The organism is Nannocystis sp., from assembly GCF_016714285.1.
GTDB lineage: Bacteria > Myxococcota_A > Polyangia > Nannocystales > Nannocystaceae > Nannocystis.
Window position 1 is genome coordinate 244,092 of sequence record NZ_JADJNN010000008.1, and the last position, 14,893, is coordinate 258,984.

Consider the following 14,893-nt stretch of genomic DNA (forward strand, 5'->3'; position numbering starts at 1 on the left):
CGCCGCAGGGGCGCCGGGGGGGGGGGGGGCCCCGGCCGGGCGGGGCGGGCCCCCCCGGCCCCCCGGGGGGGGGGGGGCCGCCCCCGGGGGGGGGGGGGGGGGGGGCCGCGGCGGGGGGGGGCGGCGCGGGGGGGGGGCCGCGGGGGGGGGGGGGGGGGAGGGGGCCCCGGGCGCCCGGGCCGGGGGGGGGGGGGGCGCGGGGGGGGGGGGGGGGGGGGCCCCGGCGGGGGGCCGCCGGGGGGGGCGGGGGGGGGCCCCGGGGGGGGCGCCCCGGGGGGGCGGGGGGGGGGCCCCGGGGGGGCCCCCCGGGGGGGGGGGGGGGGGGGCGCGGGGGCCCCGGGGGGGGGGGGGGCGGGGGCGGGGGCCCCCCGGGGGCGGGGCCCCGGGGGGGGGGGGGGGGGGCCCCCGGGGGGGCCCCCGGGGGGGGGGCCGGGGGGGCGGCGGGGGGGGCCCCCGGGGGGGGGGGCGGCGCGGGCCGGCGCCGCCCGGGGGGGGGCCGGGGGGGGCCCGGCCCGCGGCGGGGGCGGGGGGGGGGCGGGGGGGGGGCCGGGGGGGGGAGGGGGGGGCGCGGGGGGCGCCCGGGGCGGGGGCCGGGGGGGGCGCGGGGCCCGGGCGGGGCCGGGGGCCGGGGGGGGGGGGGCGGGGGGGGGCGGGGCGGGGGGGGGGGGGCCGGGTGCGACAACAGGCCAGAAGAGGCAGATCAGGCCGTCGTGATCAGCCCGGCCGGCAGGTGGCCGGTGTCGTTGTAACTGATCAGGGCCTCGAAGCCCTCGGGGTAGACGCGCAGCTCGGTGATGCCGCAGTGGCAGCAGTCGAAGCGGCTCCAGGCCTCGTAGGGGAGGCGCAGGGTGCTCGTGACGAGGTAGCGGATCAGGTTGCCGTGGGTGAAGATGACGCAGAAGCTGGTCTGCTTGGGCGTGCGAAAGAAGCGCTCGCGGACGCGTTCGATCTGGCGGACGGTGACGGCGCGCTCCTCCGCGGTGGTGAAGGGCAGGCCGGGGTGGGCGCCGAACTCGGCGATCTTGTCGGCGTCGAGGAGGGGCAGGACCTCGTGCAGGTACGGCTTCACCTTGATGCGGTCGATGTTCAGCTCGTGCGCCGCGATCTCGGCCGTCTGCAGGGCGCGCGGCCAGGGGCTGGCGAACAGGCCCTCGAACTTGCCCTGCGCGGCCTCGATGAGCTGGACCAGGCGGCGGCCGGTGCGGGCGGCCTGGCGGCGGCCGAGGGCGGTCAGGCCCCACACGGTGTCGCCCTGGTCGCCGATGCGCTCGTAGTGTCCGTGTCTGACGAGCAGGATCCGGCTGTAGACGACTTCGAGGCTCATGGACGCGGAGGGTTGCTTGTAACACGACGGGCCCTGCTTGGGGTGGCCTGTGCGATCGATGCTGGCGGGGTGATCGCGGCGCGTCGGAGGCGGCGCCACAGGGCCAGGTCGCCGGCGATCAGGCGCTCCTTGTCGCAGCGGGGGAGGGCCTTGATCGCCCGCTCGAGCTGACGGGCGGCACGTGGCGCCTGGCGGCCGCGCTTCCAGACGAGCACGAGCGGGCCGCGGCCGCGGGTGTACTTGGCCCCGGCGCCGCGGTTGTGCAGGGCGATGCGGGCCGCGAGGTCGCGGGCGATCCCGGTGTAGAGGCTGCCGTCGGCGCAGCGCAGGACGTAGACCGAGTAAGTCACCGGGCGGGCCTGTCGTGGCGGCTGCCGTCGGCGCAGCGCAGCAGGTAGACCGAGCAGGTCACCGGGCGGCACCGCCGTGGGTGGCGCCGCTGTGTTCGGCGATCACCGCCAGCAGATCGGCGCCGTACTTCTCGGCCTTGGCCGGGCCGATCCCGTGGGCCAGGAGCAGCTGTTCACGCGAGCTCGGGCGCAGCAGCGCGAGGTCGCGCAGGCTGCGGTCGCTGGCGACGACGTAGGGCGGCACGCCGTCGCGGCCGGCGAGCTCCATGCGGCGGCCGCGGAGGCGCTGGAACAGGGCCAGGCCGGCGGCGTCGAGGGCCACCTCATCGCTGGTCTCGGCCGGGCCGCGGGTGGGCCTGGGCATCGACTTGCCGCTCGTGTGGGGCAGCATGCGGGTGACGCTGAGCGCGGGGAGCAGGAGGCGGGCCGGGGCCTCGCCCTTCATCACGCGGCGGCCGGCCTCGGTGAGGACCGCGAGGGGTTTGTCGTCGCCGGAGAACTCGACCCAGCCGGCGACGATGCAGCGCCGGAGCAGGCGCATGAGCCAGGCGGGGTCGTACTCCTTGAGGCTGGCGAAGGTGGGGGTGTGGATCAGGCCGGAGCGCTCGAGGCGGTCGTCGGCGCGGCCGGCGAGGAGGTTGGCGGCCGCGGCGAGGCCGAAGCGGCGGTGCACGCGGGCGACCGCGCTGAGGGCCTTGCGGACGATGAGGGTGACGGTCGCGGGGTCGGCTGTCCCGCGGGCCAGGTCGAGACAGACGTCGCAGCGGCCGCAGCCGCCGAGCGCCTCGCCCTCGTCGCCGAAGTAGCGGAGGATCGCGTCGTGGCGGCACGAGCCGCCCTCGGCCCAGCGCATGAGCTCGAGGAAGAGGTTCCACTTGTGCTCGACGACGGCGGGCTGGGGCGGGCTGTCCTCGCTGCCGCGCTCGATGAGGCGCCGGCGCAGCGGCATGTCGCCGGGGGCGATGAGCATGAGGGCGTGGGCGTCGGCGCCGTCGCGACCGGCGCGGCCGACCTCCTGGTAGTAGGCCTCGAGCGAGCTCGGCGGGGCCAGGTGGATCACGGCGCGCACGTCGGCGCGATCGATGCCCATGCCGAAGGCGTTGGTGGCGACGACGACGTCGAGCTGGCTGAGCATGAACTGCTCCTGCGCCCGCTCGCGGACCTGGGGCTCGAGGCCGGCGTGGTAGGCCTTGCAGCGCCAGCCCTGGCCGGCCAGGCGGGCCTGCTCCTGCTCGGCGGACTTGCGGGTCGGGGCGTAGACGATCGCCGTTCCAGAGACGAGGCTGCGGCTGAGGGTCTTGCTGGGGCCGCGGCCGAGTGCTTGCGCGAGCAATTGATCGACGGCGTGGTCGCGGCTGCGGCGGTCGTCGTCCTCGCGGACCTGGAGGGCGAGGTTGGGGCGGGCGAAGCCCTGGATCAGCTGCGGGGTGTCGCTGTGGAGGCCGAGGCGGGCGAGGATCTCGTCGCGGACGATCGGCGTGGCGGTGGCGGTGCAGGCGAGCACGCGGGCGTGGGCGTGCTCGCGCACCAGCTCGCCGATCTGCAGGTACTCGGGGCGGAAGTCGTGGCCCCACTCGCTGATGCAGTGGGCCTCGTCGATGGCGAGCAGGGGGACGTGGATCTTGCGCAGGATCTCGCGGAAGGCGGGCGAGCCGAGGCGCTCGGGGGCGGCGTAGATCAGCTTGTACTGGCCGCGGGCGAGGCCGGAGAGGCGGGCGCTGATCTCGTGGCCGGGCAGGGTGCTGGCGAGGAAGGTCGCCGCGACGCCGCGGGCTTGCAGGGCCTGGACCTGGTCGGCCATCAGGGCGATCAGCGGCGAGAGCACCACGGTGGTGCCCGGCAGCAGCAGCGCCGGGAGCTGAAAGCTGAGGCTCTTGCCGCCGCCGGTCGGGGCGATCAGCAGCAGGCGGCCGGCGTTCAGGAGGGTGGTGATCGCCTCGCGCTGGCCGGGGCGGAAGCTCTCGAGGCCGAGCTGGCGCAGGGCGGCCTCGAGGTCGAAGCCGTGATCATGATCGAGGCCATGATCGAGGCCATGATCGAGGCCGTGATCGAGGCCGTGATCGAGGGCTCGAACATCCGCGTCGACGTCCATGTCGGCTGGGGCGCTCACAGGCGGCGAGGATGATCTGCGGCGTGCTCGCGCGCAAGTGGCGGATCGCAGATCACGGCGATGCGATCAGGGCGCGGGCTTCGGGGTGCTGCGGGCGAGCTGGAATTCGAGGCGCAGGCGGCCGTCGACGATGTCGGCGGCGAGCCGGGCGGAGCGACCGGTGAGCCAGCCCTGGGCGAAGTTCAGCTCGCGCTGGGCGTCGTCGATGGTCGCGAACAGCTGCCAGAGATCGGGGAGCTCGAGGTAGAAGGCGGGCAGCACCGCGGCGCTGCGCTCCAGCCCGAGCATCCACGATAGGCGGTCGTTGCTGTCGGCGACCATGGCCCAGCCGGCCTCGATGTCGCGATCGCCGGCGCGGACGGTGCCGGGGTCGGTCATGAGGTAGAGCGAGGCGGGGACCTCGGCGTCGGGGATCTGGGCCTGTTCGACCTTGCCGGTGATCTGCGGCAGCGTGACCGGCGAGAAGCGGACCCCGCCGAGGCCCATCAGCGAGCGCAGCAGCGCGAGGTCCTGACCTTGCAGGCGCATGTAGCCGATGAAGTCGCCGCTCGGGTTGCCGCGCTGGATGTGGAGGCTGCGCAGGCTGCCGCCGAGGCCCTCGATGCGGCCGACGGCCTCGAGCGCCTGGCCGAGCATGACGGTCTCCATGCGGCCGCCCTGCTGCTTGGGCCAGCGCTGGGCGGCGCCGAAGAAGTTGGGCCAGGTCTCGAGGAAGAGGACCAGCGCGCCCCACTCGTCGGCGCGGTTGATCGTGTCCATGAGCTCGCGCTCGGGCTTGGCGTAGAGGCCGGCGGCCAGCTCGTCGAAGCCCGACAGCGCCGGGAAGCCGGCGGTGCGCAGGCAGGCGAGGCTGCCGTCGCACAGGCCGGAGATCGTCGGCACGCTGGCGGCGGCGGGGCTGCGCGTGAGCAGGCGGGTCAGCGTCTCGCGGGCCGCGTCGTCGCGCGGCTCCCACTGGAAGGTGGCCTGCAGGGTGTCGCCGTCGACGACGACCTCGAGGCGGGCGCCGGAGAACAGGCGTCGGGTCTCGCGCAGACTGCTGAGCGCCGCGGCCTCGGCGAGCGAGGACTGCACGCCCTCGGTGTACCAGCGCTGGCGGCCCACGGCCTCGGCGACCGACATGACCTCCTGGACCGGCGGCAAGGCGTCGGCGTCGGCGTAGACGACGAAGTCGCCGCGCAGGGTGCTGAGCGGGGCGAGCGAGGCGATCGGCGCGGACAGGGCCTGCTGGACCACGGCCAGGCGCTCGGGGTCGAAGGCGGCGCCGGTGCCGGCCTCGAAGGTGAAGAAGTCGATCGCGACAGCGCCGTCGGCGGCGCGGATGAGCAGGAGCTCGCGGCTTCCGCCGGTGCACAGCTCACTCGGGCCGAGCTGGCCGCACAGGCTGTCGGTCTCGGGGGAGCGGTTCTTGCCGGCGAGGCGGCGCAGCGGCGCGAGCATCAGGCCGAGGTCCTTCACGGGCACGTGGACCCGCGAGTGCGTGCCGAGAGCGCCGGCGCGGCGGGCCAGCTCGCCCTGATCCGCCGTCGGCTTGGTGATCAGCGGCGGGGGGGGCGGCGGTGGTTGTTGAAAGATCGGGCTCGGCAGGGGCTCGATCTGCGGCGGGGTGATCGGCGGCGGCTGCATGCGATCGTAGTCGCGGGGGCCGGGGCCGACGTCGGAGGGCGTGATGCCGGGGAAGGGGTCGGGCGGGAGGTTGGTGCCGCGTTGCAGCAGGGCCCGCACACCGGCCGCGTCGCCGAGCGGGCGCATCAGGGTGGCGGTGATCACGGCGTCGGGGTCGAGGCCGAGGCGGGCGGCGACGTCGTCGACGCGCGGGTCGAAGCCGAGTTCGTTGCCGGCGCGGGCGAGGTCGCGGACGACGTCGGGGCCGAGCGGGAGCGCCTGCAGCCACCGCTGCGCCTTGCCCGGGCGCAGGCCGATGTAGACGAGGCCGCCGGCGAGGAAGCCCGGCGCGGCGCCGAGATCGGCGGCGGGCAGCGGCGGGATCCGGGCCTGGATGGCCGCGAGCGCCGGGTCGTCGCTGCCACCCACACCGCTGCCCGACTTGCAGGCCGACAGCGCGAGGGTCAGGGCGGCGAGGCCACACAGCGACGACGAGACGGATGGGCGTGACACGGCCGCGAGTATGCCACGCGGCGTCCGCCCGCGGGCCGTGGCGTGGGCGCGCTCCGAGGCGTTCCAGGAGCGCGCGGGCCTGCGCCCGTCCTGGCCCCGCGAGGGCGCCGGTGATCGTGTAGGGTGGGCCCATGGTTTGCGGGACGACAGGGCGCGTGGGTCGCTCGCTCGCGCTGCTCCTCGCCTGCGCGCCGGCCTGCGCCGGCGGGGCCGGCCTGGGCGACGAGACGGCGGCGGAGCAGACGAGCGGGAGCGGCGGTCAGGCTGCGAGCACGAGCGCGAGCGGCGATGTGCCGACGGGCCCGGGCGACACGACCACCGGCGATCCGGGCACGAGCACCGGCGACGTGTCGACGGGCACCGGCGACACCGGCGACGAGACGGGGGGCAGCAGCGGTGACGCGACCACCACCGGCGCCGACGAGCCCCACCCCGAGCTCTACCCGACCGACCGCACGCACTCGCCGATCAGCGCCTACGTGGCCGATCACCTGCGCGAGATAGCGATGGCGCCGGCCGGGGTCGACAAGAACGCCGCGGTGTTCGCCAAGATCGGCGGCACGAGCACGGCCAACGCCGACTACATGCAGTGCTTCCAGAGCGACGCGGCGATCAAGGACCTGCCGGTCGAGCTGATGCCGGCGCTGACCCACTTCCGCTCGGTCGACCTCGGCATGGGCGTGACGGACTTCGATCGCGTGAGCCTGGCGGCGACCGTCGGGGTCACCTCGACCGGGCTCGTGGCGGGCGCGCCGACGCCGATCAACGCCGAGGTCGAGGCGATCAAGCCGCGCTTCGCTCACCTGCTGGTCGGAAGTCACGACCTCGAGAAGGACCAGCCGGCCGAGCTCTACACCTTCGCCGATAACCTGCTCGGGGCCGTCGACGCGCTGCTGATCAACGGGGTCGTGCCGATCATGTCGACGATCCCGCAGCGCCAGGACCTCGGGCTCAAGGACGCTTATGTGCCGCGCTACAACGCGGTGATCCGCGCGGTCGCGCAGGGCCGCCAGATCCCGCTGGTCGACCTGAACCGCGAGCTGGCGCCGCTGCCGAACCTCGGCGCGACCGACGGCGGCGGCCTGACCGTGTTCGTGTCGGCGAACCTCGATCGCCCGTGCCACTTCTCGGAGTCGGCGCTGATGTACGGCTACAACGTGCGCAACCTCGAGGACCTGCGGGCGCTCGACCGCGTGAAGCAGGTGGTGGTGGACGCGGTCGCCGAGCTCGACCCTGCCAGCCCGGGGCTCGCGGGCGCGGGCACGCCGGAGAAGCCGTACCTGATCCCGTCGCTGCCCTTCGTCGATCTGCGCAGCACCGCCGACAGCCCGAGCGACAGCTTCGACAGCTACATGGGCGCGTGCGACGGCGCCAAGGACGAGAGCGGTCCCGAGCGCGTGTATCGCTTCGAGGCGCCCGACGACATCAATCTTCGGGTCATGGTCTTCGACCGCGGCATGGTCGACGTCGACGTGCAGGTGCTCAAGGACGCCGCGCCGGAGACCTGCCTGCAGCGCAACGACAAGGAGATCGCCGGACCGCTGCCGTCCGGGACCTACCACGTGGTGGTCGACAGCTACGCCGGCAACGTGCCGAAGGGCGCGTCCGGCGAGTACATGCTGGTGGTGATGGCAGAGTGACAAGCTGATATGCTGGCCTGGCGACCATGAAGCAACCGCAGGATGAGATGGTGTGGATCGACCACAACGGCGTCGCGCACCCGCTCGGCGAGGTGGCGACGGCCCGGATGGGCCAGCGCGAGGGGGCCTATCGGATGCTGCCCACGCCGGGCCACGTGGTGTTGCTGCGCTTCACCGGCAACGACGGTCGGCGCGACCTCGAGGACGGTCCGATCGTGCGGATGGCCGGTGAGATCACGGCCAGCGGCGACATGGCCGACGTGCTCGCGGTGCTCGGGCACATCGGCACGCGCGGCGAGCTGGTGGTGATGGATGGCGAGGTCACGCGCAGCGTGTTCTTCGAGCACGGCAACATCGTCGGCGTGCAGACCAACGCGGAGGACGAGCGCATCGGCATGCTCCTCTACAAGTACGGGGTGCTCAGCGAGGAGCAGATCCTCCCGGTGCTCGAGCGGGCCCGCAAGGGCGACCTGTTCGGCATGGCCGCGGTCGAGCTCGGCCTGGTCTCGCAGGATGTCATCTACAAGTATCTGGCGCGCCAGGTCGAGGAGGTGGTGTTCGCGGTGCTCGCCGCGGCCGACGGCGCGTACTGCTTCCTCGACGGCTTCGACGAGGCGCGCCTGGCCTCGCGGCAGGTCGTCAGCGCGACCGCGCTGCTGATGAATCACCTCACGCGAATCGACGAGATCCGGCATCTTCGGCCCTGGATCCCGTCGGCGGAGTACGTGCCGCTGCGCCTGGCGCCGCGCTCGGCGGTGGCCAGCGAGCAGGCGGTGGTGTGGGACGCGATCGACGGCATCAGCAGCGTCGGCGACATCGGCCGCGGCACCGGGCTCGGCGAGTTCGAGGTGACCAAGCAGCTGTTTCACCTGAGCCAGGCCCAGCTGGTGGCGATCCATCCGCCGAAGCTGCGCGGCGGGATCGGTGAGGTCGTCGAGCTGGCCAACGCCGGTCTGCGGGCGATCCACCAGGCCGCCGACGCGGGCGGGCGCGGCACGGCGCTGCGCAACAACCTCATCGCCTTCTCCCGCGGCGACTACGAGGCGCTGCTGCGCGGCGCCGGGCCCTTCGAGCACGGGGGCTTCGGCGCGCCCGCGCTCGTGGTCAACAGCGCGGGCCTCCGCCCCGCCTCCGAGGTCGAGACCTTCGTGCGCGAGATGCTCTACGACTACGTGTCCTTCGCGCTGTTCAGCGCGACGGCCTCGCTGGCCAACACCACGTTGTCGGCCGAGGTCGAGCCGCTGCTGGCCCGGCTGCGCCCGCTCGGTCAGTCGGGGCGCTATCTGGTCGGGCGTCGCCAGCCAGGTGGTCCCGGTGGCGGCGGTTCGGGGGTGGCTTCGGTGGGGCCGGGGCGTCTGGGTCGGGCGTTCGCTCGAGCGAGGACTCGGACCCGGGCGGGGCGGGCTCGTCGGGCTCGGGCGGGGCGGACTCGTCGGGCGCGGCGCTCTGACGTATCCTCGCGGGCGATGCCGGTCGACGACCCCCACGACCCCGCGGCGCCGACGACCCGCAAGCAGGTGTTCCCCTGCGGCCAGTGCGGATCGTCGCTGGAGTTCAAGCCGGGCAGCGACAGCATGCGCTGCCCGCATTGTGGGCACACCCAGGCGCTGCCCGGCGGCGCGGGCGGGGTGATCAGCGAGCACGACTTCCACGAGGGCATCGCTCGCGCGCGCCGCCAGCCGAGCGCCGCGCTCGTCGAGGGCGGCCACAACGTGCAGTGCGAGGGCTGCGGCGCGCAGACGGTGGTCGCCGGTCAGGCCGCGCGCTGCCCCTTCTGCGGCTCGCCGGTGGTGATGGCGATCCAGGAGCTCGGCGAGATCTTCACGCCCGAGAGCCTGCTGCCGTTCAAGCTCGACGCGCGCGCGGCCAAGGACCGCTATCAGAAGTGGGTCGGCGGCCTGTGGTTCGCGCCGAACGACCTCAAGACGCTGGCCAATCAGCACGGCATGGACGGCGTGTACATGCCGTACTGGTCGTACGATTCGAACACCACCACCCGCTACACCGGCGAGCGCGGCGAGTACTACTACGTCAGCGAGACCTACCGCGACAGCAAGGGCGAGACGCAGACCCGCCAGGTCCGCCACACCCGCTGGTACCCGACCTCGGGCACCGTGCACGTGAGCTTCGACGACGTGCTGGTGTGCGGCTCGCAGACCCTGCCGCGCAAGCTGCTCGAGGGGCTGGAGCCGTGGGACCTGCCGGAGCTGCGGGCCTTCGACGCCGGCTACCTCAGCGGCTTCGTCGCCGAGCGCTACAAGATCGGGCTGGAGGAGGGCTTCGTCGCCGCCGAGGCGCGCATGGTCCCGAAGATCCGCAGCGCGGTCGAGTCGGACATCGGCGGCGACGATCAGCGGATCGGCAACCTCAACATCCATCACGCCGATGTCCGCTTCAAGCACCTGCTGCTGCCGCTGTGGATCTCGAGCTTTCGCTACAAGGAGAAGGCCTACCGCTTCACCGTCAACGCCCGCAGCGGGCAGGTCTCGGGCGAGCGGCCGTGGAGCGTGGTGAAGATCGTGCTGGCGGTGCTGGCGGTGATCGCGGTGATCGTGACGATCGCGGTGCTGGTCCAGAAGTACAAGCAGTAGGGTTGTCGCGGCCCCGGGGTTCCCCCTGCGAGGCCGCGCTGTTATGCTCGCGGCCCGCATGCGGCCCGTCCCGATCACCGCGCTCAGCCTGTGCAACGGCATGGGCATGACCACCGCGGAAGTGCTGGCGGGGCTGCGCGCGGGTCGCTCCGGGCTCGGGCCCTGTCCGCCGGAGATCGGGCTCGCGGGCGCGGCGACGGTCGGGGCGATGCCGGGGCCCTTGCCGCCGCTGCCGGCCGAGTTCGCCGCCTACGACACCCGGCAGGCCCGCATCGCCGCACTCGCGCTGGCCGAGCTGGCCGGGCCGATCGAGCGCGCCAAGGGCCGCTGGGGCGCGCGTCGGATCGCGGTGATCCTCGGCACCAGCACCGGGGGCATCGGCGCGAGCGAGCTGGCCTACGCGCATCACCAGGCGCACGGCGTGCTGCCGGACTGGTACTCGGTGGAGACCTCGCACGCGCTCGACGCGGTGCTGCCGGTGGTGTGCGGGCTGGCCGGGCTCGCGGGGCCGGCGTACATGCTGTCGACCGCGTGCTCGTCGTCGGCCAAGGTGTTCGCGGCGGCGCAGCGGCTCATTCACCTCGGGGTGTGCGACGCGGCGCTGGTCGGCGGGGTCGACAGCCTGTGCCAGCTGACGCTGCGCGGCTTCGCCGGCCTCGAGGTGCTGTCGGCGGCCCCGTGTCGGCCGTTCTCGGCGCTGCGGGCCGGCATCAACATCGGCGAGGGCGCGGCGCTGTGCCTGCTCGAGCGCGAGGGCGAGGGCCCGGCCCGCCTGCTGGCGGTCGGCGAGAGCTCCGACGCGTTTCACATGACCAGCCCGCACCCGGAGGGGCTCGGCGCGCGCCTGGCGATGGAGCGGGCGCTGGCTGGCGCGGGGCTGTCGCCCGGCGATGTCGACCACGTCAACGCCCACGGCACTGGCACGCGCCAGAACGACAGCGCCGAGGGGGCGGCGATCGCTGCGCTGTTCGGGCCGGGCATGCGGGTGGTAGCGACCAAGGGCTACACGGGGCATCAGCTCGGGGCGGCGGGCGCCACCGAGGTCGCGTTCACGGCGCTGGCGATCGCCCACGGCTTCGTGCCGGAGAGCGTCGGAGCGGCCCCGCCGGACCCGGAGATCGCGGTCCGGGTCACGACCCAGTTCGAAGCCTTGATCACGCGCGCGGCGATCAGCAACTCCTTCGCCTTCGGCGGCTCGAACGTCAGCGTGCTCGTGGGGGCGCCGGCATGAGCGACGGTGGTGGCATCTCCTCAGCAGAGCGTGGGCCGGAGCGTGGGCTCGGGCTGTCGCTGCGCGGGCTCGGGCTGTGGACCCCGGGCTACCCCGACGCGCTCAGCTGGTCGCAGCGACATGTCCGTGGGGACAGGTCCAACGAGGCTGCTCCGAGCGCCCCGTCTGCGCTGGGCGCCGACGCCCCGCGGGCCGAGCTGCTGCCGCCGATGCTGCGCCGCCGGACCAGCCTGCTGACCCGCATGGCCGCCGAGGTCGCGGCCCAGGCGATCGCCAGCGCCGGCTTCGATCGCGCCGAGGTGACGACGATCTACGGATCGGTCTACGGCGAGATCCGGACCACGCTCGATCTCCTGGCCGCGCTGCAGGACCCGGCCGCGCCGCTGTCGCCGACCAAGTTCCACAACAGCGTGCACAACACGGCCGCCGGCTACGTGTCGATCGCGACCCAGAACCGGCGCGGCAACGCGGCCCTCACCGCCGGGCGCTCGACCCTGGCGATGGGGCTGATCGAGTGCGCCGGGCTGATCGCGGCGGGGCAGGGGCCGACCGTGCTGGTGATCGCCGAGGAGACGCTGCCCGAGCCGCTGGCCGCCGGCCGCAGCTACGCGCCGCTGGCCGCCGCCTTCGCGCTCGCTGCCGCGGGCGCCACGGATGTTGGGGCTGTCCCGGGGGACATGTCCTCGCGGACCTGTCGCCTGGTACAGGCGAGCCGCGGCGACCCGGCTGTGCCAAGGCTGCCGGCCGCGCTGCTCGGCAACCCCTGCGCGCTGGCGCTGGCGCTGTGCGAGCTGGCGCTGCAGCCGGGCGCCGCGTGCCTGTCGCTCGAGCCGCACCTGCCCGCGGGCGGCTGGTGCATCGAGCTCGACGCCCGCGACGGCGCGAAGGGCCCGGAGGCGGCCGCGTGAGCGAGTTCCCGCCCGTGCAGGAGCTGGTGCCCCAGCGGCCGCCGATGCTGCTGCTCGACGCGGTCACGGCCTGGGACGGCGTCTCGCTCGAGTGCGTCACCACCGTGCGCGCCGACTGGCTGCTGGTCGAGGCCGGGCGCATGCCGGCGGCCGGGCTGCTGGAGGTGATGGCGCAGGCGGTCGCGGCGATGCACGGACTGCAGGGCCACGCGCGCGGCGAGCCGGTGCGCGTCGGCCTGCTGACGGGCTGCCGCGAGCTGCGCCTGCACGCGCCGGCGGTGCCGGTCGGCACGTCCCTGCGGGTGCGGGCCCGCCAGGTCGTCGACCTCGAGGCGGCGGCCGAGTTCGCGTGCAGCGTGGTCACGGCCGAGGGCCGCGCGCTCGCCGAGGGCGCGCTGCAGGTGGTGCGGGGCGAGCCAGCGGCCGCGGGCGTAGCGACGGCCGCTGGCTCCGCTGGATCCGCTGGATCCGCTGGATCCGCTGGATCCGCTGGATCCGCTGGATCCGCTGGATCCGCTGCATCCGCTGCATCCGCTGCATCCGCTGCATCCGCTGCATCATGGACCGCGCCCGGCGGACCCGAGGAAGCGCAATCAACATGAGACCGAGAGCACTCGTCACCGGCGCGAGCCGTGGCATCGGCGCGGCGATCGCAGAGGCGCTCGCCGCCGCCGGACACCCCGTCCTGATCAACTACCGCAGCGGGCACGCGGCCGCGGAGGCGGTCGCCGAGAAGATCCGGAGCGCCGGCGGGCAGGCCACGCTGTGCCCCTTCGACGTCGCCGACGCGGCGGCCAGCGCGGCCGCGATGGCGGAGATCCTCGCCGACGCGGCGCCGCTCGGGATCGTCGTCAACAACGCCGGGGTCGCGCGCGACAACCCCTTGCCGGCGCTCGAGCCCGACGACTGGCACCTGGTGTTGCGCACCACCCTCGACGGCTTCTACAACGTCACCCGGCCGGCGGTCATGCCGATGGTGCGGCGCAAGTGGGGCCGCATCGTCAACATGAGCTCGGTGTCGGCGCTGATCGGCAACCGCGGCCAGGTCGCCTACGCGGCGGCCAAGGCCGGGATCCTCGGCGCGACCAAGTCGCTGGCGCTGGAGCTGGCCCGGCGCGGCATCACCGTCAACGCGGTCGCTCCCGGTCTGATCGAGACGGACATGATCAAGGACGTCCCGCTCGAGCACGTGATGCCGCGGATCCCCGCGCAGCGGCTCGGTCAACCGCACGAGGTCGCGGCGCTGGTGGCATTTTTGTGCAGCGACGCGGCCGGCTACATCACCGGGCAGACGATCGGGATCAACGGCGGGATGGCATGAACGACGACGCATACGAGGTGATCATCGTCGGCAGCGGGCCCGCGGGCTCGACCGCCGCCAACCTGCTGGCCCAGGCCGGGCGCCGGGTGCTGGTGCTCGAGCGCGAGAGCTTCCCGCGCTTCCACATCGGCGAGTCGCTGCTGCCGATCGACCTGCCGCTGTTCGAGCGCCTCGGCCTCACGATCGACGCCAGCGCCTACAAGTTCAAGCAGGGCGCCGAATTTTGGGACGAGCGCACCGGCGACTTCGCGTTCTTCAGCTTCGCCGACGCGATGCCCGGCACGCCCTCGCACGCGTGGCAGGTCGAGCGCGCGCTGTTCGACGACCTCCTGGCCCGCCAGGCGATCGCCCGCGGCGCGGAGATCCACTTCGGCGAGGCGGTCACGGCGATCGAGCTCGGCGCCGAGGCGGTGGCGGTGCGCAGCGAGCGGGCCAGCTACCGCGCCCGCTTCGTGTTCGACGCGACCGGTCAGGACGCGTGGTTCGCCCGCCGGGCCCGGACGGTCGCGCCGATCCGCGAGCTCGGTCGCGCCGCCGTGTTCACCCACTTCGAGGGCCTGTCAGCGGCCGCGATCGACGAGATCGGGGCCCAGGGCAACATCAAGGTGCTGCTGGTGCCCGACGGCTGGCACTGGATCATCCCGCTGGTCGGCGGCCGCCTGAGCGTCGGCCTCGTGAAGTGGCGCGGCAAGCTCGACGAGGAGGCGCTGGAGGCCGCGCTCGCCGCGTCGCCGCTGATCCAGCGCCTGTGCGCCGGGGCGCGGCGCGGCCCGACGCGGACGATCGCCAACTGGTCGTACAAGAACCTGCGCCCGCACGGCCCGCGCTGGGCCTGCATCGGCGACGCGGCCGCGTTCCTCGATCCGGTGTTCTCGTCCGGCGTGTCGCTGGCGATGCTCGGTGCCGAGCGGGCCGTCGACCTGCTGCTCCCGGCGCTCAGCGCTGCCGACGAGGCGGCGCCCGAGCTGATGGCGCCGTGGTCGTCGCACATGCAACCAGCCTACGACGCGTTCGAACAGCTCATCCGCCGCTTCTATCACACGCGGATGGTGCACCACCTGTTCTTCGCCGCCGAGCCCGACCCGGCGCTGCGCCGCGGCCTCATCAGCGTGCTCGCGGGCGACGTGTGGCGCCGCGATAACCCGTTTCAGGCGATGCTGGAGAGCTCCCGTCTGCAGCCCCGAGCACCCACGATATTGCCAGACCCGGAGACACAACAAGATTGATACGTAATCCGCATTACGGAACTTACCGAATGTGATGTTGATGCGCCCTGGCCAGGGTTGTTGCAATTTCGCGC

General features: G+C 74.1%; 11 protein-coding genes. 7 read left to right on the forward strand and 4 right to left on the reverse strand.

Annotated elements, in window-relative coordinates:
• Positions 1–700 precede the first annotated feature (700 nt).
• From IPJ59_RS16135 to IPJ59_RS16150, 4 genes are all read right to left on the reverse strand, one after another.
• On the reverse strand, positions 701–1,324 hold the full coding sequence (locus IPJ59_RS16135) for a histidine phosphatase family protein (RefSeq protein ID WP_293252263.1): 624 nt from the start codon (positions 1,322–1,324) through the stop codon (positions 701–703).
• Positions 1,321–1,674, reverse strand: coding sequence for a GIY-YIG nuclease family protein (locus IPJ59_RS16140; RefSeq protein WP_293272385.1), 354 nt, complete (start codon positions 1,672–1,674; stop codon positions 1,321–1,323). The genes IPJ59_RS16135 and IPJ59_RS16140 overlap by 4 nt, the downstream gene beginning before the upstream one ends.
• 58 nt (positions 1,675–1,732) lie before the next feature.
• On the reverse strand, positions 1,733–3,784 hold the full coding sequence (locus IPJ59_RS16145) for a RecQ family ATP-dependent DNA helicase (RefSeq protein ID WP_293272386.1): 2,052 nt from the start codon (positions 3,782–3,784) through the stop codon (positions 1,733–1,735).
• A gap of 66 nt (positions 3,785–3,850) precedes the next feature.
• Positions 3,851–5,902, reverse strand: a complete 2,052-nt coding sequence (locus IPJ59_RS16150; protein WP_293272387.1) for a hypothetical protein — start codon at positions 5,900–5,902, stop codon at positions 3,851–3,853.
• Between the two features lie 155 nt (positions 5,903–6,057).
• Between IPJ59_RS16150 and IPJ59_RS16155 the strand changes: the two genes are divergently transcribed.
• The 7 genes from IPJ59_RS16155 to IPJ59_RS16185 are packed head-to-tail and all read left to right on the forward strand — an operon-like array spanning position 6,058 to position 14,819.
• On the forward strand, positions 6,058–7,542 hold the full coding sequence (locus IPJ59_RS16155) for an SGNH/GDSL hydrolase family protein (RefSeq protein ID WP_293272388.1): 1,485 nt from the start codon (positions 6,058–6,060) through the stop codon (positions 7,540–7,542).
• A gap of 26 nt (positions 7,543–7,568) precedes the next feature.
• Positions 7,569–10,133: a DUF4388 domain-containing protein gene (locus IPJ59_RS16160; RefSeq protein ID WP_293272389.1), complete on the forward strand. Its 2,565-nt coding sequence runs from the start codon at positions 7,569–7,571 to the stop codon at positions 10,131–10,133.
• A 58-nt stretch (positions 10,134–10,191) separates the two neighbouring features.
• Complete coding sequence (locus IPJ59_RS16165) at positions 10,192–11,364, forward strand: beta-ketoacyl-ACP synthase (protein WP_293272390.1); 1,173 nt, start codon at positions 10,192–10,194, stop codon at positions 11,362–11,364.
• Positions 11,361–12,272, forward strand: a complete 912-nt coding sequence (locus IPJ59_RS16170) for a beta-ketoacyl synthase chain length factor (RefSeq protein ID WP_293252279.1) — start codon at positions 11,361–11,363, stop codon at positions 12,270–12,272. The genes IPJ59_RS16165 and IPJ59_RS16170 overlap by 4 nt, the downstream gene beginning before the upstream one ends.
• The gene (locus IPJ59_RS16175) at positions 12,269–12,874 is read left to right on the forward strand and encodes a hotdog family protein (protein ID WP_293272391.1); all 606 of its coding nucleotides are present in this window, start codon (positions 12,269–12,271) and stop codon (positions 12,872–12,874) included. The genes IPJ59_RS16170 and IPJ59_RS16175 overlap by 4 nt, the downstream gene beginning before the upstream one ends.
• On the forward strand, positions 12,871–13,593 hold the full coding sequence (gene fabG / locus IPJ59_RS16180) for a 3-oxoacyl-ACP reductase FabG (RefSeq protein WP_293272392.1): 723 nt from the start codon (positions 12,871–12,873) through the stop codon (positions 13,591–13,593). The genes IPJ59_RS16175 and fabG overlap by 4 nt, the downstream gene beginning before the upstream one ends.
• On the forward strand, positions 13,590–14,819 hold the full coding sequence (locus IPJ59_RS16185) for an NAD(P)/FAD-dependent oxidoreductase (protein WP_293252285.1): 1,230 nt from the start codon (positions 13,590–13,592) through the stop codon (positions 14,817–14,819). The genes fabG and IPJ59_RS16185 overlap by 4 nt, the downstream gene beginning before the upstream one ends.
• Positions 14,820–14,893 lie beyond the last annotated feature (74 nt).